Here is a 20,842-nt window from a genome sequence, read left to right as displayed (position 1 = left end):
CAGTCCTTCGCTATGGCGTCGGCGCCCGTCCCCGGCTCAATCCTGATCTACGACCGCATCGCGGCGAACCGCCGGATGACGTGGGTGCTCATGGTTGCCTTTGTGGCGGTCCTCACCGGGCTAGTCGCACTGATCGTCCTCGCGCTGGGGCTCCCGGTCGGCTTCATCGGCATCGCGGGGATCGCGCTCATCATCTACGCACTGGTCAGCTATTTCGCCGCTTCGAGCATCGTGCTCTCCATTTCCGGCGCCCACGAAGTGACGAAGGAGCAGGAGTGGGAGTATGTCCGCCGGGTCGAGAACCTCTGCATCGGCGCGGGCCTGCCGATGCCGCGCACCTGGGTCCTTGAGGACTCGGCGCCGAACGCCTTCGCAACCGGCCGCGACCCGCAGCATGCCCACGTCGTCGTGACCCGCGGGCTGCTGCAGAAGCTCGAGCCGATCGAACTTGAAGCCGTGCTGGCCCACGAGCTCTCGCATATCGCCAATTACGACATCCGGGTCATGACGATTGCGACGGTCCTCGTCGGCCTGGTCGTGCTCCTGAGCGACTTCTTCCTCCGCTGGACCTACTGGGGAGCCGGCGCCCGCCGCGGCAGCCGCGGCAGGGGTGGCGGAGGCGCCGCGCTCCTGGTGCTCCTCGCAGTGGTCGCGGCGATCCTTGCACCGCTCGTGGCCCAGGCGCTGAAGTTCGCCGTTAGCCGCCAGCGCGAATACCTTGCGGATGCCTCCGGTGCGCTGCTCTGCCGCCACCCTGAGGCGCTGGCCCGCGCCCTCGAAAAGATCGCCGCAGACCCCGAGCCGCTCGAAGCCGCCAACAAGGCCACTGCCCACCTCTACATCTACAACCCGCTCCGCGAGCACCAGAGCTTCCTCAATAACCTGTTCAACACCCACCCGCCTATCGAAGAGCGCATCCGACTGCTCCGCAGCATGTAGCCGAGAATGGTTCGAAAGGGCCGCCAGGCCGGGGCCCTTCGGACCACCCCGCCCCGCCGTCCGTCGCAGATACTCGGGGTGGAGTCCGCACCGGGCTCGACCGAATGGCGAAAGGAGGGAAGCGGAATGAAGAGCAAAAGCATCCGCCTCCACGCCCGATTCGGGGTCTGGATCGTGCAGAGCTGATGCGCTCGCGAACGATCAACTGCCCGGGAGGTGACCAGTGAAACTCCGCATCCATGCTCTCTTCCGGCGGTGGCACCGGCCGGTAGCAGGCCCGCAGTGGCGGGCCGCGCGCTGGCTCCCGGCCCCGGTGAGCGTCTCAACCCGGCGCTCGTAAGCGCCCCGGCCTCTGGCGAGGCAGCAGACGCCCGGCTCCGGCGGCCGAAGGAGCAGGGTTTCTGACAACAGCGAGACCCCGCCATGGCGGGGTCTCGGCGTTTCCTGCCAATTCCTGCGCAGTCCGGCATACAATCGGCCGGCGGCGCATTGCTCGGCCGAATGTCGGAGCGGGCGCCCGGAAGGAGGAATCACCATGTCCGCAAAGGCTGAAGCCCTGGCAGCGCTCGATGAAGGCTACCGGAAGTTCCGTGCCGGGATTGCTGACCTCGATGACGCCGCCTATTCCGAGACCTGGCTCGGGAGCTGGAATCTCTCGCAGCTGCTGGCCCACATGGCCGGCTGGTATCGCGAAATGGCCGGCGCCTTCGAACGCGTGGCCCGCGGCGAGCGCCCGGTTCCACCCGGGGTCGACTACTCCGACCCGGAGCCGTGGAACCAGCGGTTCGCCGCCGGAGCGCTCCCGGGTCGAGCGGCCCTCGACGACTGGGACGCCGCCTTCGCTGCCTACCGGGCCGCTGCTGCCGCCCTCCCCGATGACCTGTACGGCGTCGACCCGGAAAGCGGCCGGCCGCGCATCGGCAACCGTCTCCTCCAGGGCGCCGGGATCGGCCACTTCGAGGAGCACCAGCCCGAGCTCGACGCCTGGCTCGCAGCCCGCTGCCGGTGACGCCGGAGGAGCGCCTCGCCGCACTCGGGCTCGAACTCCCGCCCCCGTTCGCCCCGCCGGCGAACTTCGTTGCCGCGGTCCAGGCAGGAGGCCTGCTGTTTCTTTCTGGCCATGGCCCGACGGGCGCGGGTGGACGTCTCCTTATGACCGGCCGCGTCGGTGCTGACCTTACGCTCGAACAGGGCTACGAGGCCGCCCGCCTTACCGCGCTGGCCCTGCTTGGCTCCCTGAAGGGCGCCATCGGCGACCTCGGCCGGGTCGAGCGGGTGGTCAAGCTGCTCGGCATGGTCCGTTGCACGCCGGACTTCGGCAACACCCCCGCGGTCATCAACGGCGCGTCCGACCTGCTCGTTGCCGTGTTCGGCGAGAGCGGACGCCACGCCCGCTCTGCCGTGGGGATGTACGAGCTTCCGTTCGGCATGCCCGTTGAGATCGAAATGGTCGTCGCCCTCCGCGACTGACATAATCGAACCAGCCAGCCAGGAGGTCGTGACCGCTGGAACTGCCGCTCTTCCCATTGCGCACCGTGCTGTTTCCCGGGATGCGCCTGCCGCTGCGTATCTTCGAGGAGCGCTACCGCGTCATGGTGCGCGAGCTGCTCGACTCCGGCGGCGAGTTTGGTGTCGTCCTCATCCGGGAAGGCCCCGAAGTTGGGCCCGGGGCGATTCCCCACGAGGTCGGCACGGCCGCACGGATTGAGTCATGCGAGAAGGTCGATGGGGGCCAGTTCATGCTCACGGCCCGCGGCACCTGGCGGTTCCGCATCAACCGCCTCCTCCCCCCGCGCCCCTACCCGTATGGCGATGTCACGCCCCTCGACGATACTGACGGCCCGCTCACGCCCCGGCTCAAAGCCGGGCTCGAAACCGTCCGCGCAACCTTCCCGCTCTACTTCCGCCTCATGCTCTCCCTCACCGACCAGTGGGCCCGCGGACTGCAGCTGCCCGAAAAGCCCCACCGGCTCGTCAACTTCCTCGGCGAATGGCTCCAGGTGGGCGAAGACGTGAAGCAGCGGCTCCTCGAGATGGAAGCAGCGGAGGACCGCGTCGCCTACCTCGCGGAAGTCCTCGACGACCTGGTGATGCGGACCAAAGATGCTGTGATCGAGCACCGCCGGAAGAAGTACGGCGCCCTGGGCATCGCAAACTGAACGAAGCCGGCCTCAGCCCAGCTCGAGCATCCGCTCCAGCGCCACGAGCGACCACTTCCGCGTCTCGGGGTCGACCCGGACTTCATTCACGACCTGGCCCTGCACGATCGCTTCGAGCGTCCAGGCTACATAGGCCGGGTGGATGCGGTACATGGTGCTGCAGGGGCACACCACCGGGTCCAGGCAGAACACCGTCTTATCCGGGTTCTGCTTCGCCAGCCGGTTCACGAGATTGATCTCCGTCCCGACCGCCCAGGTCGTGCCCGCCGGAGCCTCGCGAATCGTCTTCGCAATTTTTTCGGTCGAACCGTAGCTGTCGGCCGCCTGCACGACCTCCCAGCGGCACTCGGGGTGCACGATGACATGGACGCCCGGGTGCTCGCGGCGCGCCTTTTCGATCTGCTCGACCGTGAACCGCTGGTGGGTGCTGCAGTGCCCCTGCCACAGGATGATCTTCGCCTTGCGCAGCGCCTCAGGCGTCGTGCCGCCCATCGGCAGCCGCCAGTTCCACAGCACCATTTCGTCGAGCGGGATGCCCATGGCGTACCCGGTATTCCGGCCGAGGTGCTGGTCCGGGAAGAAGAAGACCTTCTCTCCCCGCTCGAAGGCCCAGCGCAGGGCCCGGTCGGCGTTGCTCGATGTGCACACCAGCCCGCCCCGTTCGCCCACGAACGCCTTCAGGCTCGCCGCGCTGTTCATGTACGTCACGGGGATAATCCGCGCGTCCTCGCCGAGCACCTCGTGGATTTCGTCCCATGCGGCGTAGACATCATCCGGGTCGGCCATGTCCGCCATCGAGCAGCCGGCGGCCATATTGGGGAGGATGACCCGCACATGCTCGGGCGTCAGGATGTCGGCCGACTCGGCCATAAAGTGCACCCCGCAGAAGAGCACATACTCGATGCCCTCCTGCTCCGCGGCATGCCGGGCGAGCTTGAAGCTGTCGCCCGTGAAGTCGGCGTACTTAATGACCTCGTCACGCTGGTAGTGATGCCCGAGGATGACGAGCTTCGAGCCGAGCCGGGCCCGCGCGGCCGCGATGCGGTGGTCAAGCTCCTCGGGGCTCATCTCGAGGTAGACCCGCGGGATATCCTGCTGCCAGCTGACGAAGGCCGGCTCCTGCGCAAGCGGCACCGGCGCCAGCGCTTCGGCCGGGCACGTATCCGGGTCCGAGTACAGGACGAGCAGCTCGGCGTAGCTCTTGCCCGCAGGCGCCAGTGTTGCAGCCATCGTATCCCTCCCTACTTAGTGTCAAACGTACACTAAGTACTGCTTCCACTGTGCCGCAGCCCGCGCTTCGTGTCAACCCGACACGAACTCTCCTGAGCACCTGCGAGGTCATTCCGGGTGCGCCCGGCGGCGCCATCCGGGGGTTCCCCGATCCCGCCATCGGTGCTCGCAGTCGAAGCTGGCGATGGAGCGAGGAACACCCTAAGGAGCAACGATGTCGTTCTGGAGCAACCAATCTATCGTCGTAAAGCTTGTCGTCGCTGCGGTCGGCTCGCTCGCCCTGATGTCGGTGGCCGTCATCCTGGGCGTGAGTCGCGTCATCACTGGCGAAACGAACGAAACTACCCGGACCATCCTCACCGGCCAGGCCGAGCTGGCCGTCCGGGAGGCCCTCGCAGAGATTGAGCGCGAGACGTCGAGGGCATCCGCGCTCGGCTTCGCCGGCCAGTTCACGAGTCTCGCCGCAAACTCGAACGCGGCTCCGGCCAGCGAGAGCGAGCTCAAATCGCTCGATGAGCAGTGGATCGCCTGGCAAAAAGGCGGGACCGGTGGACGCGCCGAACAGGTGTACGAGTCCCTGGTCCAAAATGCCGCCTCCCGCGCCATTCGGGAGTTCCAGGCCCGCTATCCCCAGCACATCGAAATGTTCGCCACGGACCGGTTTGGGCGGAACATCGCCCAGGTGCAGCCGACGTCCGATTACTACCAGGCAGATGAAGGCTGGTGGAAAGCTGCCTACGCAGACGGCAAAGGGGCGATCGTCGTACAGCCAGCCTCATACGATGAGAGCACCGGGAAATGGGGGATGAACGTCGCGGCTCCGATCATGGACGGCAACCAGGTGGTCGGAGTGCTCCGCAGCACCATCGACGTCACCGCGGTGTTTGAAAAGCTGCGCGCCTTCGCGTTCGGGGAGACGGGCAGCGTGGTCCTGCTCGACAGGGAGGGCAAGGTCCTGTACCACCCAAACCAGGAAGTCTTCGGGCAGCCGCTTGCCGACGTGCTCTCCAGCGCGGCAGCCGGGCGTACGTCTGCCCAGGGCACGTACACCGACCCTGACGGTTCGGCGTGGCGGTTTGCCGCTATGCCCGCGCCGGGGCCCCTTGGGGAACAGCTCGGGTGGATGATCGTTGCCCGGAAAACACCGTCGGAGGCGAATGCCGCGACGCTGGCAGCTGTCCGCAGCGCGGTCCTGATCGTGCTCGTCGCCGCCGTCGCCGCCGCCGGCGTGACAGGTGCCGTTGCCTGGACCATAGGCCGGCGCGCCCGCCGCATCGCCGGGGCCGCGCGAGTGATGGCGACCGGGAATATCGCCGCTGCCCACGCCGACGACCGGAGCACCGATGAGATCGGAGCCGTGGCCGCCTCCTTCCGCGACATGCAGGACTACTTCGCCCAGATTGCCGAGGCGGCCGAGCGCTTCGCCGGGGGCGACCTGGCTGCCGCGGTCCGGCCCCGCGGCGATTCCGACCAGCTCGGCAATGCGCTCAGTCGGATGTTCGCCGAGATGCGCCGGGTGGTCGCGTCCGTCGCCCGCCAGGGCCAGGCGATCCTTGATGCTGCCGACGCTCTCCAGGAGGCATCCACCCAGCTTGCCTCTGCGACGTCGCAAATCTCGAACGCAATGGAGGATGTCACCCGCTCGGCCGTGGCACTCTCCAGCCTGTCGCAGGAATCGGCAGGCGAAGTCCAGCGCCTCGCCGCGGTTTCGAGCGATGTCGCCGACGCCGCTACGCAGTCGCTTCGTGCTGTCGAACTCTCCCGGTCCGAGGCAGCGCGCATCGGCGAACGGATTGAGCAGGTTGCCGCCGTCTCCCGCGATGTGGCTGCCGCCGCCGATGCCTCCCGCGCTGCAGCGGACCAGGGCAAGCAGGCCGTCACCCAGGCTGTCGCGTCGATGGAGTCCATCGCGGCGGCCGTTGAGCGCGCCTCACGCACCGTCGACCAGCTCGGTGAATTCGGACAGCAAATCGGCGACATCGTCCGGACCATTGACGAGATTGCAGCCCAAACCAATCTCCTCGCCCTGAACGCCGCAATCGAGGCAGCGCGGGCCGGGGAGCAGGGCCGCGGATTCGCTGTTGTCGCGGAGAATGTCCGCTCCCTGGCCGAGCGCTCCAGTGCATCGACCAAGGAGATCGCCGACCTCATCGCCCGGGTCCGCTCGGGCACCGAAGAGGCGGTCCGGGCGATGGCCGCTGGCGTCGAAGATGTCGAAAAGGGCCGTGCGATCACTGCGGAAGCAGGCCAGGCGCTTGAAGCCATTATCGCCACAGTGCAGTCCTCGGCCTCGAGCATGCAGGCTATCGCGCACGACGTGCAGGACCTTGCCGTCGGGGCCCGGCGCATCGTCGAAACCTCGGAGGCCATCGCCGAGCGCACCGAGCGTACCGTGCAGGGCGCCGATAGCGTCGGGTCGGGCGCCGCCCGGGTGAGCGACGCCATCCTGCAGGTCTCGGCTGCGAGCGAGCAGACGTCCGCCTCGGCCGAGGAGGTGTCGGCATCGACCCAGGAGCTCGCGGCGCAGAGCGCCAGCCTTGCGGAAACGGCGGCACGCATGCGCCGGCTCGCGGACGAGCTTGCTGCGTCCATCGCCCACTTCCGGGGGGCCGCAGCCTAGGCACGACCACGAACTGTGGATTTTCGCCCAACAACCGGCGGCTCCCTGCCCCGGCAGGGAGCCGTCGGCCATTCGGTGACCTCCAGGGGAAAAGGGCGAAGCGTCTACCGCTTGCGCCGCTGTGCCCGCGTCCAGCGGCGGCTGAGGATCCAGCGGGTGCTCAGCCGCGAAAACCCTGCCCCCAGCAGCACCGCCCAGGTGACGCTTGCCAGCAGGAAGGCCGTGTCGTTCAGGGACGCCCACAGGCCCATGTACAGGCCCAAAAATCCCCCGAGTGCGAACGCAAAGAAGACCGGGAAGGTTCGCCACTTCCATTCGGGCAGGGGGATGGGCCGCGCCGCCTGGGCTGCGGGTGCCGGTTGCGCCGTTCCCGGTGTTGCAGGGCTCCCGTGCGGCCGCCTGCGCCGGCGCGCCGGGCTCACGATGGCACCCCAAAGCGCAGCCGAAACGCCATATCGCACCGGCGGCAAAGCGGCACGATGTCCCGTCCGAGCAACTCCCGAAGGCCAATCACGTGAACTCCGCACTCCTTCCCGGTCTCACCCTTGCGGGCATCGGGGAAATGAAAGAGCTGGCCGCAATCCGCGCACACCAGCGCACTTGCGCTGCCAATCGGCAGTTTACACTCGCAGCAAACCTGACCCCTCATCCACGCCGGGCCACCCCGCCGGGAAGGTCGCCCCTCCGGAAGAGCAGGATGCCGCCGGCCGTCCGCCGATGGCGGACCCCCCCGGCTTCGGCGAGCGCCTCGAGCGCCGCGGGTGTCATCCCCGCCGCGGCCGCTGCCTCCACGAGGTCGAGCACGTCGTCCAGCGATCCCGGCTCGGCCGGCGGGGCCAGGCAGACGTTGCAGGCGAACTCGAGCGCGAGGTGCTCCTCATTGATCCAGACCTGGCCGCAGTCAGTCCCAGGCAGGTCTGCCCGCGAGTTCAGGTGATACAGGTTGCCGCACCAGTTGCACCAGGCCTGCATGTACGCCTCGACCTCGCCTGCGCAGACGTGGCACCGTTTCAGCTCGTCGCTCTCCATACTGTCCCCGAGCATACGGTACAGCTTGACTCGCCGTGAATCGGCTCTCTACGATGTTAGCGCTTTAGCATTTCCAGCCGCCAGCGCGGCTGCCCGGCGCCATCAGCCGGGCCGGAGGGGACGTGGGACAATCCGAAACAGGGGACCGCGCCGAGCTGCTCACCCGCCTCAGGGTCCCCTCGCTTCGTCCCGACCTCCTCCTCCAGGCATTGACGCACTCCTCTTACCTGAACGAAAACCCGTCCACCCCGGCCTCCAATGAGCGGCTGGAATTCCTCGGCGATGCGATCCTCGGCCTCGTTATCGCGCGGCTGCTCTATGAGCGCTGCCCCGGTGCTGGCGAGGGCGAGCTGACGCGGATCCGCGCCGAAATCGTCCGCGGGAGCACGCTCGCCCGTGCAGCAGCCCGCATCGGCCTCGGCGAATTCCTCATCCTCGGGCGCGGCGAGGAGGCCGCGGGCGGCCGCACCCGCGAACGGAACCTCGCCGGCGCGCTGGAAGCCCTGATTGGCGCCGTGTACCTCGACAGGGGCCTGCCGGTCGCCAGGGCGCTGATTCGCCGTCTTCTGCGCGACGAGATTGACCAGGCGATCCGCGAGGGGGTTCGGCCCGACGCGAAGAGCTCGCTGCAGCACCTTGCCCAGGCTCGCTGGCATGAACCGCCGGAATATGTGACGGTTGAGCATACGGCGGATGCACCCCATCGCCGATTTGTCGTTGAAGTCAAAGTGGCCGGGCTGCCGCTCGGTCGCGGCGAGGGACGCAGCAAACGCGAAGCTCAGCAGCGCGCAGCCCAGGCCGCGCTCGAAGGGCTTCGCAGCAAGGAGGGCGCAGCATGTACCTGAAGCGGCTCGCCATCCACGGCTTCAAGAGCTTCGCCAATACCACGACCTTCGACTTCGGGCCCGGCATTACCGCCATCGTCGGCCCGAACGGTTCCGGCAAGAGCAATGTGGCCGATGCGATCCGCTGGGTGCTCGGTGAGCAGAGCGCCCGCCTCCTCCGCACGAAAAAACAGGAAGATGTCATCTTCGCCGGCACCGGCAACCGCGCGGCGGTTGGCATGGCCGAAGTCGCGCTCACGCTCGACAACGCTGAGCGGTGGCTCCCGCTCGACTTCGCAGAGGTCGAAATCGCCCGCCGCCTCTACCGCAACGGCGAAAGCGAATACCTGCTCAACGGCTCGCGCGTACGGCTTCGCGACATCCTCGACCTTTTGATGAAGGGCGACGTCGGCCAGAACTCCTACTCCATTATGGGCCAGGGCCTGGTCGACGAGGTCCTCTCGATGACCCCCGACGAACGCCGCTCGTTTCTTGATGAAGCGGCCGACGTCAAGCGGTTTCGCCTCAAGATCAAGGAAGCCCAGGACCGGCTCGCTGCCACCAGCGACAACATTGAGCGGGTCGCGCTTGTCATCCAGGAGATCGAACCTCGGCTCAGCCAGCTGAGCCGCCAGGCCGAGCGCGCTGCCGAGTATCGCCGTCTCACGGCCGAGCTCGCGAGCCTCCTCAGGCTCTACTACGGCCACCTGTGGGCAGAAGCCCAGAACGCGGTCGTGCGGGTCCGTGCAGCCCTCGACCAGGGCATCGCCGAGAACGAGGCCGCCGCCCGCCGCGTCCAGCAGCTGCGCGAGCAGCTTCGTACCCTCTCCGACGAGATTCGCAAGCGCCGCGACGCAATTGCCCGGCGCGATACCCGTAGCGCCGAGCTGGAGCAGCGCATCGCAGCGACCGAGCAGGCGATCGCCCTTGACCGCGAGCGTCGCTCCATGGTCGCCGTGCGCAGCGAAGAGGTCCGCCGCGAACTCGAAGCGCTCGAAGCCGAGCGCCTCGCGCTGGCGAGCACAGATGTCGATGATGGCCGCCGCAATCTCGAGATCGCCGGGCAGGCGGAAGCGATCCGCGCCGAGATGGAGCGCGCCCGCGCGGAGCTTGATGCCGCTGAGCGCGAGTACTCGCGGGTCCGCAGCCGCGTTCAGGAGCTCCGCGACGGCGCCGACGGCGACGACCGTCGTGCCGCGTCCTTCCGCGCCGACATCGAAGCCGCGGAGCGGCGCATCGCCGACCTCGACCACGAACTGGAACAGCTCGTGGCGCGCCGCAAGGCTACAATCGTCGAGCTGCTTGGCAGCCGGCGCCGCATCGCCGAAGCCCGCGCCGCAGTCGCCGAGGGCGAGGAACGGCTTGTCCGCGCCCGTGAAGAGGCCGACGCGGCCCGCGAGCAGCTGCTTCGCGTCCAGGAGGAGGTGCGCGAGTACGAGGCTGCCGGCAACCAGGACCTCCGCGAGCTCGATCACCTCGAGGGGCGGCTCGATGCCCTTCGCCGGGTACAGGCCGAGCATGACGGCGTTGCTGCCGGCACTCGCCAGGTGCTGATCATGGGCCAGGCGCTCATTGAGGAGTTCGAACCCGGCAGTCTTGGCGAGCCGCCCGAACTCCCGGGGGTCATCGGCCTGCTCTCACGCCAGCTCCGGGTGCCGCCCGGGCTCGAAATCGCCATCAACGCCGCGCTCGAACACCGCCTGCACGCCATCATCGTCGAAAACGAAGCGGTCGCCCTCGAAGCGATCGCCATACTCCAGCGGCGCCGGCAGGGGCGTGCCCAGTTCCTGCCCCTCGATACCGTCCGTCACGTCTACCCGCTCAACCTCCAGAAGGAGCGCGGCGTCGTCGGCGTTGCCTCAAAGCTCGTCCGCTGCGACCAGCGGGTCCGCGCGCTCGTCGATACCCTCCTCGGCCGCGTCATCGTTGTCGAAGACATCCAGGTTGCGATGCGGATGATCCGTCGCTCGCTCGGGTCCGTTGTGACTCTTGATGGTGTGTACATCGAGCCGACCGGGGTCATCGCCGGCGGAGCGACGGGGGCCGACGAGGGCGAGTTCGCCCGCCAGCGCGAACTGGAAGAGCTGCCGGCGCGCATCGAAGAGCTGCGCAGGCGGACCGAGGTCGCTGCGGAACGCATCGCCCAGGCCCGGCTCGCCATCGAACAGGTCGCCCGGCGCTCCCACGAGGCCGAGGCAAACTACGAACTGCTCCGCCGGGCTCTCGAGGGCGCGCGGCACGACCTTGAGCGGGAGCGGGAGCGCCGCCACCGCATCCGCCGCGATGCCGATGCCCTCCGCTCCAAGCGTGCCGACATCCAGCGCGAGCGCGCCGGGCGCCTCCAGCAGATTGAGCAGGCGCGGCTTGCTCTCCAGGCGCTGGAAAGCCGCGCCGCCGAGCGTCGCGCTGAGCTCGCGACGCTTGAAGAGGAACTGGCCCTGGCCACTGCCCGGCGCGAAGCCGCGCTCGCAGCGGTCAGCGAGGTGTCCAGCAAACTCGCCGCCGCTGAAGGCGAGCGTCGCACCCTGCTCGCCATGCGGGAGCAGCATGAGCGCGCGCTCGAACGGCTGGATGCCCAAATCCAGGCGAAGAAGCTCCAGGCGCGCAACCTCGAACTCGAAGCCGGCGTGATCGAGGAACGGCTCGAACGGCTCGCACGCGAGCTCGAAACCATCCGCGCGGAGCAGGCGCGGTTCGCCGAAGATGCCGCACCCGACCGCGACGAACTCCACCGCCTTGAGAATCACGAGCGCGCCATCCAGGACGAATTCGCAGCCGCGCAGGAGCAGCTGCTCTCCATCGACCGGCGCCGGCTCGACCTCGAGAACGAGCTCGCCCGGGCCCACGAACGGCTCGAATCCCTCCGCCACGAAATGGAGCGCGAAGGGCTCGGGCCTGCGCCGTCCGGCGAGATCGTCAGTCTCGACGAGCTGGAGCGCATGGAGTCGGCCCGTGAGCCGGAAGCGCCTCGCGTCCAGGGCGGCGCCGCCATCGACGTCGAAGCCGCCCGTGCGCGGATTGAAGAGCTCCGGCGCCAGATTCGCCGCCTCGGCGCCATCAACGAAGAGGCCCCCGAGGATTACCACGAGCTGAAGGAGCGACATGAGTTCCTCACTACCCAGCTCGCCGACCTCACCGACGCCGCCGACCAGCTCCGCACCGCCATCGCAGAGCTGAACGAGGAGATCCGGACTCGCTTCACCGTCACCTTCGAGACCGTCAACCGTGCGTTCGGCGAGTACTTCCAGGCCTTCTTCGGCGGCGGCCATGCCAGCCTCGCCCTCACCGACCCGGAGCACCCCGCCGAGTCCGGCATCGAGATTGAGGCCCAGCCGCCCGGCAAGCGGATCAAGAGCCTGTCGCTGCTCTCCGGCGGCGAGCGCTCGCTCACAGCAGTGGCGCTCCTGTTCGCCCTGCTCACAGCGAATCCCGCCCCGTTCTGCGTGCTCGACGAAGTCGATGCCGCCCTCGACGAAGCCAACGTCGGGCGCTTCACCGGCGCGCTCAAGAAGCTGAGCGAACGGACGCAGTTCATCGTCGTCACGCACAACCGCCGCACCATCGAGGTCGCCGATGCGATTTACGGCGTCTCCATGGGCCGCGATGGCGTGTCGAAGGTCCTCAGCCTCCGGCTGTCAGACCTTCCCCAGTCATGAGCCTGTCCCCTAACTCTGCGGCCGGTACCATCGCCCCGAGAGCACCGAGAGGAGTGCGCCTGTGAGGTTCTGGCGTCGAAAACCCGCAGAGGCTCAGCCGGCAAACGAGGCCGCGCCGCCGGCTCCCGCTGAGCCGACCGCCGAAGAACGCGCCGAGCTCCACGAGCAGACCGGCCGCGCCGTCGAACGGACCCGCCGCGGCATCTTCGGCCGTCTCACCGCGCTATTCGAAAAGGCAGATTTCGGCGAGGCAATCTGGGACGAACTCGAGGAGATCCTCATCGGGTCCGATGCCGGGCTCGAAACCACAACCGCCATCCTCGACCGGGTGCGCCAGCGCGCGAGAAAGGAGGGTGTGAAGCAGTCGGCCCGCGTCCGGGAGATTCTTCGCGACGAGCTCATCGCCACCCTCCGCGAGCCCGGGGGGACCGTCCCCGCGTGGTCGCGGCCTGATGCCCCTGCTCCGCTCGTCATCCTCGTCGTCGGCGTCAACGGTGCCGGCAAGACGACGACCATCGCCAAGATGGCCCATGCGTTCAAGCGCGACGGTGCGACCGTCATCCTCGGCGCCGCTGACACCTTCCGGGCGGCGGCCACGGACCAGCTGAAGGTCTGGGGCGAGCGGGTCGGTGTCCGCGTCGTCGCTCACCAGCCGGGCGCGGACCCGGGCGCGGTCGCGTTCGATACGCTCGCCGCTGCCGAATCCTCGCGCGCCGATGTCGTCATCATCGATACCGCCGGGCGCCTCCACACCAAGTCGAACCTGATGGAGGAGCTGAAGAAGATTGACCGCGTCATCAAGCGCAAGGACCCCTCGGCTCCCCACGAGACGCTCCTCGTGCTCGACGCGACGACCGGCCAGAACGGCCTCCAGCAGGCGCGCACATTCACGGGCGCGGTGGGCGTGACCGGCATCGTCCTCGCCAAGCTCGATGGCACGGCAAAGGGCGGCATCGCCTTCGCGATTGCACACGAACTCGGTATACCTGTCCGGTTTATCGGCACCGGGGAGCGGATGGAGGACCTCGCGCCCTTCGACCCCGTCGAGTTCGTCGACTCCCTGCTGGCCTGAGCGCCATGGAGGCTGTCCTTGCGACGCTGCTCGCTTCGCTCGCCCTCGGAGCGATCGGCCTGCCGCTCGCTGCCGTTCTCCTCCGGCGCCTCCCCGACATGGGAGCCGGGCTCGCTATCCCCCTTGGCCTGCTCGCTGTCTCCCTCCCGTATTTCCTCCTGCGCGTGGTAGACGTGCTGCCGCCCGGCCGGGGCGGCTACCTCATCGCCGCTGCGCTGGCGGGGGCCGGTGCCGCGTTCGTCTCCCGGCACATCCGCTGGCGCCGCGCCGACCGGGCGCGCCTCCTCGTCGGCATCGTCATCGCCGCATCCGTCTACTCCGCAGCGTTCCTCGCATACACAGCCTTCCGCTCCTACAACCCGGAAATCGTCGGGACCGAGCAGCCGATGGACCTCCTCTTCCTCAACGCGACGCTTACTTCGCCCGAGTACCCTCCCCGCGACCCGTGGCTTGCCGGCGAGCCCGTTAGCTACTACTACTTCGGCTACCTGCAGACCGGGGTGCTCACCGCCATACCCGGGGTCCCGTCGTCCGTCGGCTACAACCTCGGGCTCGCCGCGACCTTCGCAGCGACAGCCTCCGGGCTCGTATCCGTGGCATGGGCGCTGGGCCGCTGGGCCCTCCCCGCGCGGGCGCGCCGCTACGCCGCGGTCGCGCCTGCTGCTGCCATCGTCCTCGTCCTGTTCGTGGGCTCCCTCTCGGCCGTCTTCGAATGGGCGGCAGCCCATGAGCGATACAGCGAACCGCTCTACCGTGCGTTCGGCGTCGACTACCTCCTCCCCTGCGAGCCGGGAACAACCGCGAACTGCTACGCCGGCCCCGCAGGCTCGCGCACATCAGCGTGGTACCCCACGGAGTACTGGTTTTGGTGGCGCGGCTCCCGGGTCATCCCCGGGACCATTACCGAGTTCCCGTCGTTCAGCTTCCTCCTCGGCGACCTCCATCCGCACGTCATGGCCCTCCCGCTGGTCACCCTCGCGACCGGTATCGCCCTCGCCCTCTGGCGGGACCGGACGCCGCTCACCTGGCGGCGCGCCCGTGCCCGGCCCTGGGAGCCGGCCGTGCTCGGCGCCATTTTCGGCGCGCTCGCCTTCCAGAACGCCTGGGATGTCATCACCTTCTCGGCCCTGCTTGCGCTGGCGGCCATCGGCCGCAACGCCCGGCTGATGCCCGTGGTGCGCGCCCTTGCCGGCGCTGCGGCGTTCCTCGCCCCGGCCGGGGCGGCAGCAGTCGCGCTCTACGCGCCGTGGTGGCTCACCTTCAGCTCCCAGGCGAGCGGGCTCCTGCCGTACGTCGGCGAGGGCACCCGTCCGGCCCACGCCTTTCTCCAGTTCGGCGTTCCCGGCCTGGCGGCGGCGGCGCTGCTGCTCGCCGCCTACCCGGGCCGGGAACGCCTCGGCCCGCCCGCGGTCGCCGCCGGATGGGTCGCAGTCGTCCCCTTCGTCGGGTGGGTCGCCTTCGCCGCTGCCCGCGGCGACCTTGCAACCGGTGCCGATGCCCGCGGCTCGGGCGGCTGGGTCACGCTGGCGGTTCTCGGACTCGCCGCCTGGTCCCTGGGCGCGCTTGCGCTGACCCATGCAGTTGTCCGCCGGGGGGCAGCTCCCGCGGCAGCGCTCGCCGCGCTGGGCTTCCTCCTTCTCTACGGGGCCGAACTCTTCCTAATCCGCGACATCTTCTACGGGTCGGTCCCCCGCCTGAACACCGTCTTCAAGCTCAGCTACCAGGCCTGGCTGCTCCTGGGAATCGCCGGTGCCGTCGCCCTTTCTGGTGTGGTCGCCGCCGCAGTCACCCGTGGGCCGCGCTGCCTCCAGCTCCCGCGCCCTGCGGTGGCCCGCGCCGCCCTCCTCCCGCTGGGCCTGCTTGTCGCTGCCGGGCTCGCCTATCCCCTGCTTGCCGTGTTCAACCGGACCGAGGGCTTTTCCCGGGCGACTGCCATCGACGGGCTGGCCTGGCTCCAGGCATCCGACCCCGACGAGTACGCCATCACCCGCTGGGTTGCGGCGAACACGCCCCCGGGCGCGGTCGTCATCGAGGCGACCGGCCGGCGGTGGGCCATCGATGCCGCCGGGAACCGGACTATGGTTGACGCGAACGTCGACTACACCGACGCCGGCCGTATCGCCTCGCGCACCGGCAGGCAGACGCCGATTGGCTGGTACTTCCACGAGATTCAGTGGCGCGGCGATTCCGAGGCGAACCGGAGCCGCCTGCTTCAACGGCAGGACGCCGTCGACAGCGCCTACCTCACCACCAGCCCCGATCGGGTTGTCTCAGTCATGCGCGACTTCGGCGCAGAGTACCTCGTGGTCGGTGCGGTCGAGCTGGCCCGCTATCCCGGCCCGTTCCCTGACTACGACACCTTCCTCGACCGTGTCTTCGAATCCGGGCGGTACCGGGTCTACCGGCTGCCCGAGTACCGCCCCGTGAGCGCACCATGACCGAGGCGTCACTTCCCGCCGGCCGTCCGACGATACCGGTCGCCGCGCTTGCCTGGGCGGCGGCCACCGCCGCATACGCCGGCATGCGCATCGCAGCCCTGCTCTCCCTCCCGGTGGGCGGAGTCGAACTCTGGTCGCTGTCAGGTGCATGGCAGGCTCGTGCCGGCTTCGATGACCCGCGGTACGTTCCAACGCTGTTCCAGGCGGTGTCTGCCGCGCTCCTCCAGCTCTCAGAGTCGGAGACACCTTCGCGGCTGCTGGCGCTGGCGGCCGCACTGACGGTCCCGTGGTCGCTCTATGCCCTCCGGCGCAGCATCGGCGAACCGGCCGCCATCGCTGCGCTCCTCCTGCTTGCGTTCGACCCGCTCCAGCTCGTCCTCGGCCCGGCGGCCTCCCTGGCCGCGCTCGATCTCCCCCTGGCGTTCGGTTCACTCGCCCTCCTGCAAAGCCTGGGCCCGCGCCCGTGGCTGCTCGGCCTGCTCGGGTTCCTCTGGGCAACCTCAGGCCCCGTTTGCCTGCCGCTCCTCCTCGCCGCGGCTGTCGTCGCCCCGCAGGTGCGATCGGTGCCGTGGCTGCACGTTGCTGCTGCTGTGGTCGGCTCACTGGGCGGCGTCGTGCTCGCGAGCGTTGGGTTCGGGTTTGGGTGGCAGGGCGTGACTGTGCCCCCGTTCGACGCCTTCGCCCTCGGTTTCAACGAGCACTGGGCGAGCGAAACGTCCCGGCGGCTGTTCGTCCTCTACGCATGGGGCCCCGCCCTTGTGGCCGCGGCGGGCCTGGCCGTCGAAGTCCTCAATCGGAAGTCACGCGCCTTCCCCCCAGGCCTCGACCGTGTGGTCGCAGCCTGGTTTCCCGCCGCCGCGGCCTGGCTGTTCCTCGCCGGCGGCGCACGAGACCTGCTCCCGGTCTCGGCCGTGACTGCGGCGGCAGCGATACCGGCGGGCAGCGCACTCGCCCGGCTCATCGATCGGCTCGGCGAGGTCGACTGGCGCAACGCCGGCTGGCCGCTTGCGGCTGCGCTCGGTGCCGTCCTCGTGGTCGTCGGCCCGCTCCTGGATTGGGCGCGCCTCGACCGTGTCGGGCGCTCCACTGAGGTGGCCGCCGTCATCGTCCTGGCCGGCGTGGCCGCTGGAGGAATCACGCTGGTCGCCCGTTCGCCGCGCAACCGGCCTGCCGCCATCCTCCCCTTCGCCGCGGCAGCTGTCATCCCCTGGCTCGCCGGGGGATTCGCGGTCGCCACCGGAAGCCCCAACGAGCCGCTGCCATCCCCGGTGACCACGCTCCAGGCCGCCGAGATCCGCGATATCGTCACCGGTCCTGCGCGGGACCCCGCGGGCGTCGTGGCGATCCACCCCGACCTTGCGGACGCGCTTACCTGGCCCCTCCGCGGCAGTCGCGGGCTCGTCGTCACCAGCCGCATCCCTCCCAATGCCAGCGTTGTCGTCTGGCAGGTCGGCGGTCCGCCGTCGGACGGCTACCGCACTTTCGAAGGCCGCTGGGTTCTCGTCAGGGAAAGGCGCGGTCCAGAACCGGGCTTCCTCGACTATCTCCGCTGGCTGGCGAACCGCAATACTCTACCTGTGCGCGACCTCCAGGCAGCGGTCTATGCGAGGGAGCAGCCGTGACGTTGGCCCCAACAGCCCAAACGAGCCGGCTCGAACGCGCCCTTGCGGTGCGCATCCCGCTCTCTCCTGAGGTGGTGCTGTACGCGCTCGTCTTTGCGGCTGCCATAGCGCTCCGCTTCTGGGACCTCGGCTCGCGAGCGCTGCACCACGACGAGAGCATCCACGCCCAGTGGTCGTGGGGCCTCCTCCAGGGCAACTACCGGCACAGCCCTATTTTTCACGGCCCGTTCTACTATCACGTCCAGGCCGCCGCCTTCTTTGTTTTTGGCGCTAACGACTACACGAGCCGACTCACGGCGGCTTTGGCGGGCATGGCAGTGGTGGCGCTGCCGCTGCTCCTCCGCCGCCGGCTTGGCCCCGTGGGCACCTTCGCCGCCGTCGCGCTCATCGCCTTCTCCCCGACGCTCGTCTACTTCAGCCGCTTCTTCCGCGAGGACATTTACATGGCGGCCTTCACCCTGCTGATGGTCGTTGCCATGTGGCGCTACATCGACGAAGGCCGGGACCGCTGGCTCTACGTGTTCGCCGCCGGCTTCACCGGCAACGTTCTGACGAAGGAAGGCTCATTCCTCGTCTTCGCCGCCATGCTGGTGTACCTCGACCTCTATACGGCCGCGATCCTCGCTCGCCGAACGCTCGCGGGCCGGTCCGAGCGATTCCTCCGCGACGACCTGGCCCGCCTCGATGTGTCCGCGCTTGCCCCGCCCGAGCGGGCCGCCGCCGAAGACCGGCTCCGCGCCAGCGCTGCGCTCGATACCCCGGTGCGCCGCTTCGCACTGGCGGTCGCGTTCGCACCGTACGCGTGGGTGCTCGTCGCATTCTGGCCGTTCATTGGTCCGCTCCGGCGGCGCCTCGACTGGGGCGACGACCTGCCCCGGCCCGCCGGCGTCCTGCTCCTGCTGGGCACGTTCTGCCTGCCCCTCCTCACACCGGTGGCCCGGGTCACCCTCCTCGAGCCGCTCGGCATCATTGAGAAAGACCGGCTGAGCTGGGAGAAACGCCTCCAGGGCCCAATCGACGTCCGCGATGCCATTGCCCTGCTCGGCCTCTTCACTGTGACGACCAGCATGGCAGCCTTCGCCGGTCTGCAGTGGAAGCCGAAACTTTGGGGCATCGCCTTCGCGCTCAGCGCCCTCGCCTACCTCACCCTGATGACCTCCCTCTGGACGAACCTGAACGGGCTCGTCAGCGGTCCCTGGGGTTCGCTCGACTACTGGTACAGCCAGCAGGATGCCCACCGCGGCGAGCAGCCCTGGTTCTACTACTACCTGTTGATGTTCGCCTACGAATTCCTCCCCCTGGCGCTCATCCTCTTCGGGGGCTGGTGGGCGGTCGTCCGCGGCGACGCCTTTTCGCGGTTCCTCGTCACCTGGCTGGTCGGTATCTGGCTTGCCCTCTCCTGGGGCGCCGAAAAGATGCCCTGGCTGAACACGCATATCGCCCTCCCTGCCTGCCTTCTCGCTGCGTGGTGTCTGCAGCGCGCCTGGGATAGCTGGAAGGACCGGCCCCCCGTCTCGGCCAGGCTGCTGACCAGCCTCGGGTCGGCGGCGCTCGTGGCGTTCGGTGCGCTCCTCGCCATCGCCTACCTCCCCGGGGGCCAGGCTGCCGCGCTGTTCCGTCTGGGCCTCGCAGCCGGTGCGGTCGCCGTCGTGGTCGTCATCGGTCGCGGACTCGGAGCGGGCGCCTGGCGGCCAGTGGCCGCCGTTGCCATCGTCGGCGCGCTCGCCCCGTTCTCCTTCCGCACCATGGTCCAGGCCGCGTACGAACGCGGCGACGTGCCGAAGGACCTCCTGGTCTACACCCAGAGTTCTCCGCAGCTGAAGGACATCGCCGACCAGGTGAACGCGCTGGCTGCGGCGACCGGCCTTGGTTATGACCTCCCCATCGCCGTCGATACGACCGACTCCTTCGCCTGGCCGTGGGCCTGGTACCTGCGGGACTACCGTGCTGTCTCGTACCTCGACTTCTCGACAGGCGAACCCCCGGGGCAGTACCAGGTGATGCTCGTCGCTGCCGGCAACCTCGGCCGCATCCAGGACTACCTTGCCCGCCCCACGACCACGCAGTACGCGGCGCCCGTCCGCTATCCCCACCGCTGGTGGTACGACGAGACCTACAAGTGGGCGATGGCGGTCGAGAAGGGCCAGGCCTGCACCTCGAACTCCGGCAATTGCGGCCCCTTCCGCCTCGCCACCTGGCGCCATATCTGGAACGGCATCACCGAGCGCGGCTGGCTCAACGCCTGGGCGCGCTACTGGCGCGACCACGACCCTGGCCGGCCTCCCGGCTCGACCGATGCCTACGCCTTCCTTCCTGCGAACTTCGACCCGGCCGCCGGCCGCCTCCGCTCCGAGCCCGTCGAACCGCCGCGACCAACCACCGATAGCGAAGGACGCGCCCTCTTCGGCGGCGCCGGCTACCAGCCCGGTCAGTTCTTCAGCCCGGTCGATATCGAGCGCGACGCTGCCGGCAACCTCTACGTCATCGACAGTGCAACGAAGCGGCTCCAGAAGTTCGACTCCGAAGGCAACGTCCTCCAGTCGGTTGACATCCGCGTCGACCCCCAGGACCGAAACGAACAGTCCGAGCCCTGGGGCCTTGCGATTGGTCCGGGCGGCGAAGTCGTCGTGGCCGATACTTTTGGCTGGCGTATCCGCATCTTCGACGCCGGCCTCCGGCCCATCGCCACCTTCGGCCAGCCGCCGACCGGAGCAACGCCCGGGCCGTTCGACCTGTTCGGCCCGCGCGATGCCGTCGTCCTCCCTGACGGCACTGTCTGGGTCACCGACACCGGCCACGACCGGATCCAGGTCTACACCCTGGCCGGCGAGTTCGTCCGGACGGTCGGCCGCCCTGGCAGCGGCCCCGGCGAATTTGACGAGCCGGTCGGGCTCGCGCTCGGGCCCGATGGGGCCGTCTATGTCGCCGACATGTACAACCGGCGCGTCCAGGTGCTCGAACCCGACGGCTCCTACCGGTCAGAATTCCGCGTTGAAGGGTGGGGCGGCCAGGACGTGACCGATAAACCGTATCTCCGCGTCCTCGCCGATGGCCGCATCGCCGTCAGCCTCCCGTCGCTCAACCTCGTCCGCATCTATACCCCCGATGGCCGCCCGGCCGCCGAAATTCGGCCGACCGCGGAACCCCTGTCGCGGCCCTACGGGATGGTCGAAACACCCGGTGGTAAGCTCTGGATTGTCGAGGGCGGCGCAGCGCGCGTCCGCCGCTTCGACCTCCCTGATTGACCCCCGAA

The 20,842-nt window shown here is 68.9% G+C and carries 14 protein-coding genes; 11 read left to right on the top strand and 3 right to left on the bottom strand.

Features of this window, described 5'->3' with window-relative positions; all coding sequences use genetic code 11:
• Window positions 1–12: 12 nt before the first annotated feature.
• From A9A59_RS10065 to A9A59_RS10050, 4 genes are all read left to right on the top strand, one after another.
• Window positions 13–939 carry a M48 family metallopeptidase gene (locus tag A9A59_RS10065; RefSeq protein WP_098504143.1) on the top strand — a complete coding sequence of 309 codons (927 nt, stop codon included), beginning with the start codon at window positions 13–15 and terminating at the stop codon, window positions 937–939.
• A 535-nt stretch (window positions 940–1,474) separates the two neighbouring features.
• Window positions 1,475–1,948, top strand: a complete 474-nt coding sequence (locus A9A59_RS10060) for a maleylpyruvate isomerase N-terminal domain-containing protein (protein WP_098504142.1) — start codon at window positions 1,475–1,477, stop codon at window positions 1,946–1,948.
• On the top strand, window positions 1,945–2,409 hold the full coding sequence (locus tag A9A59_RS10055; RefSeq protein WP_098504141.1) for a RidA family protein: 465 nt from the start codon (window positions 1,945–1,947) through the stop codon (window positions 2,407–2,409). Before A9A59_RS10060 ends, A9A59_RS10055 begins: the two co-directional genes overlap by 4 nt.
• 35 nt (window positions 2,410–2,444) lie before the next feature.
• Window positions 2,445–3,098, top strand: a complete 654-nt coding sequence (locus A9A59_RS10050) for an LON peptidase substrate-binding domain-containing protein (RefSeq protein WP_341454992.1) — start codon at window positions 2,445–2,447, stop codon at window positions 3,096–3,098.
• A 12-nt stretch (window positions 3,099–3,110) separates the two neighbouring features.
• Here A9A59_RS10050 and nadA read toward each other — a convergent pair whose 3' ends face one another.
• Complete coding sequence (gene nadA / locus A9A59_RS10045) at window positions 3,111–4,328, bottom strand: quinolinate synthase NadA (protein WP_098504139.1); 1,218 nt, start codon at window positions 4,326–4,328, stop codon at window positions 3,111–3,113.
• A 214-nt stretch (window positions 4,329–4,542) separates the two neighbouring features.
• On the opposite strand from nadA, the gene A9A59_RS10040 reads away from it, so the two are divergent.
• Window positions 4,543–6,948 (top strand): methyl-accepting chemotaxis protein, encoded by a 2,406-nt coding sequence (locus A9A59_RS10040; protein ID WP_098504138.1) that lies wholly within the window; start codon window positions 4,543–4,545, stop codon window positions 6,946–6,948.
• A gap of 104 nt (window positions 6,949–7,052) precedes the next feature.
• Here A9A59_RS10040 and A9A59_RS14125 read toward each other — a convergent pair whose 3' ends face one another.
• Window positions 7,053–7,199 carry a hypothetical protein gene (locus A9A59_RS14125; RefSeq protein WP_165772651.1) on the bottom strand — a complete coding sequence of 49 codons (147 nt, stop codon included), beginning with the start codon at window positions 7,197–7,199 and terminating at the stop codon, window positions 7,053–7,055.
• Window positions 7,200–7,593: 394 nt separating this feature from the next.
• Window positions 7,594–7,977 carry a hypothetical protein gene (locus A9A59_RS10035; RefSeq protein WP_098504137.1) on the bottom strand — a complete coding sequence of 128 codons (384 nt, stop codon included), beginning with the start codon at window positions 7,975–7,977 and terminating at the stop codon, window positions 7,594–7,596.
• A 122-nt stretch (window positions 7,978–8,099) separates the two neighbouring features.
• Between A9A59_RS10035 and rnc the strand changes: the two genes are divergently transcribed.
• The 6 genes from rnc to A9A59_RS10010 all read left to right on the top strand — a co-directional run bounded on the left by rnc (window position 8,100) and on the right by A9A59_RS10010 (window position 20,834).
• Complete coding sequence (gene rnc, locus A9A59_RS10030) at window positions 8,100–8,822, top strand: ribonuclease III (protein ID WP_165772650.1); 723 nt, start codon at window positions 8,100–8,102, stop codon at window positions 8,820–8,822.
• Window positions 8,813–12,457 (top strand): chromosome segregation protein SMC, encoded by a 3,645-nt coding sequence (gene smc, locus A9A59_RS10025; protein WP_098504135.1) that lies wholly within the window; start codon window positions 8,813–8,815, stop codon window positions 12,455–12,457. The genes rnc and smc overlap by 10 nt, the downstream gene beginning before the upstream one ends.
• A 61-nt stretch (window positions 12,458–12,518) precedes the next feature.
• Window positions 12,519–13,529, top strand: a complete 1,011-nt coding sequence (gene ftsY, locus A9A59_RS10020) for a signal recognition particle-docking protein FtsY (protein WP_098504134.1) — start codon at window positions 12,519–12,521, stop codon at window positions 13,527–13,529.
• 5 nt (window positions 13,530–13,534) lie between these two features.
• Window positions 13,535–15,967 (top strand): DUF2298 domain-containing protein, encoded by a 2,433-nt coding sequence (locus tag A9A59_RS10015; protein WP_098504133.1) that lies wholly within the window; start codon window positions 13,535–13,537, stop codon window positions 15,965–15,967.
• Window positions 15,964–17,589, top strand: coding sequence for a hypothetical protein (locus tag A9A59_RS13555; RefSeq protein WP_133117588.1), 1,626 nt, complete (start codon window positions 15,964–15,966; stop codon window positions 17,587–17,589). Before A9A59_RS10015 ends, A9A59_RS13555 begins: the two co-directional genes overlap by 4 nt.
• Window positions 17,586–20,834: a flippase activity-associated protein Agl23 gene (locus A9A59_RS10010; RefSeq protein WP_106427073.1), complete on the top strand. Its 3,249-nt coding sequence runs from the start codon at window positions 17,586–17,588 to the stop codon at window positions 20,832–20,834. Before A9A59_RS13555 ends, A9A59_RS10010 begins: the two co-directional genes overlap by 4 nt.
• Window positions 20,835–20,842 lie beyond the last annotated feature (8 nt).

Origin of the sequence: Tepidiforma thermophila (assembly GCF_002563855.1) — a bacterium.
Classification (GTDB): Bacteria; Chloroflexota; Dehalococcoidia; order Tepidiformales; family Tepidiformaceae; genus Tepidiforma; species Tepidiforma thermophila.
This window is presented reverse-complemented; position numbering and strand designations above follow the sequence as displayed.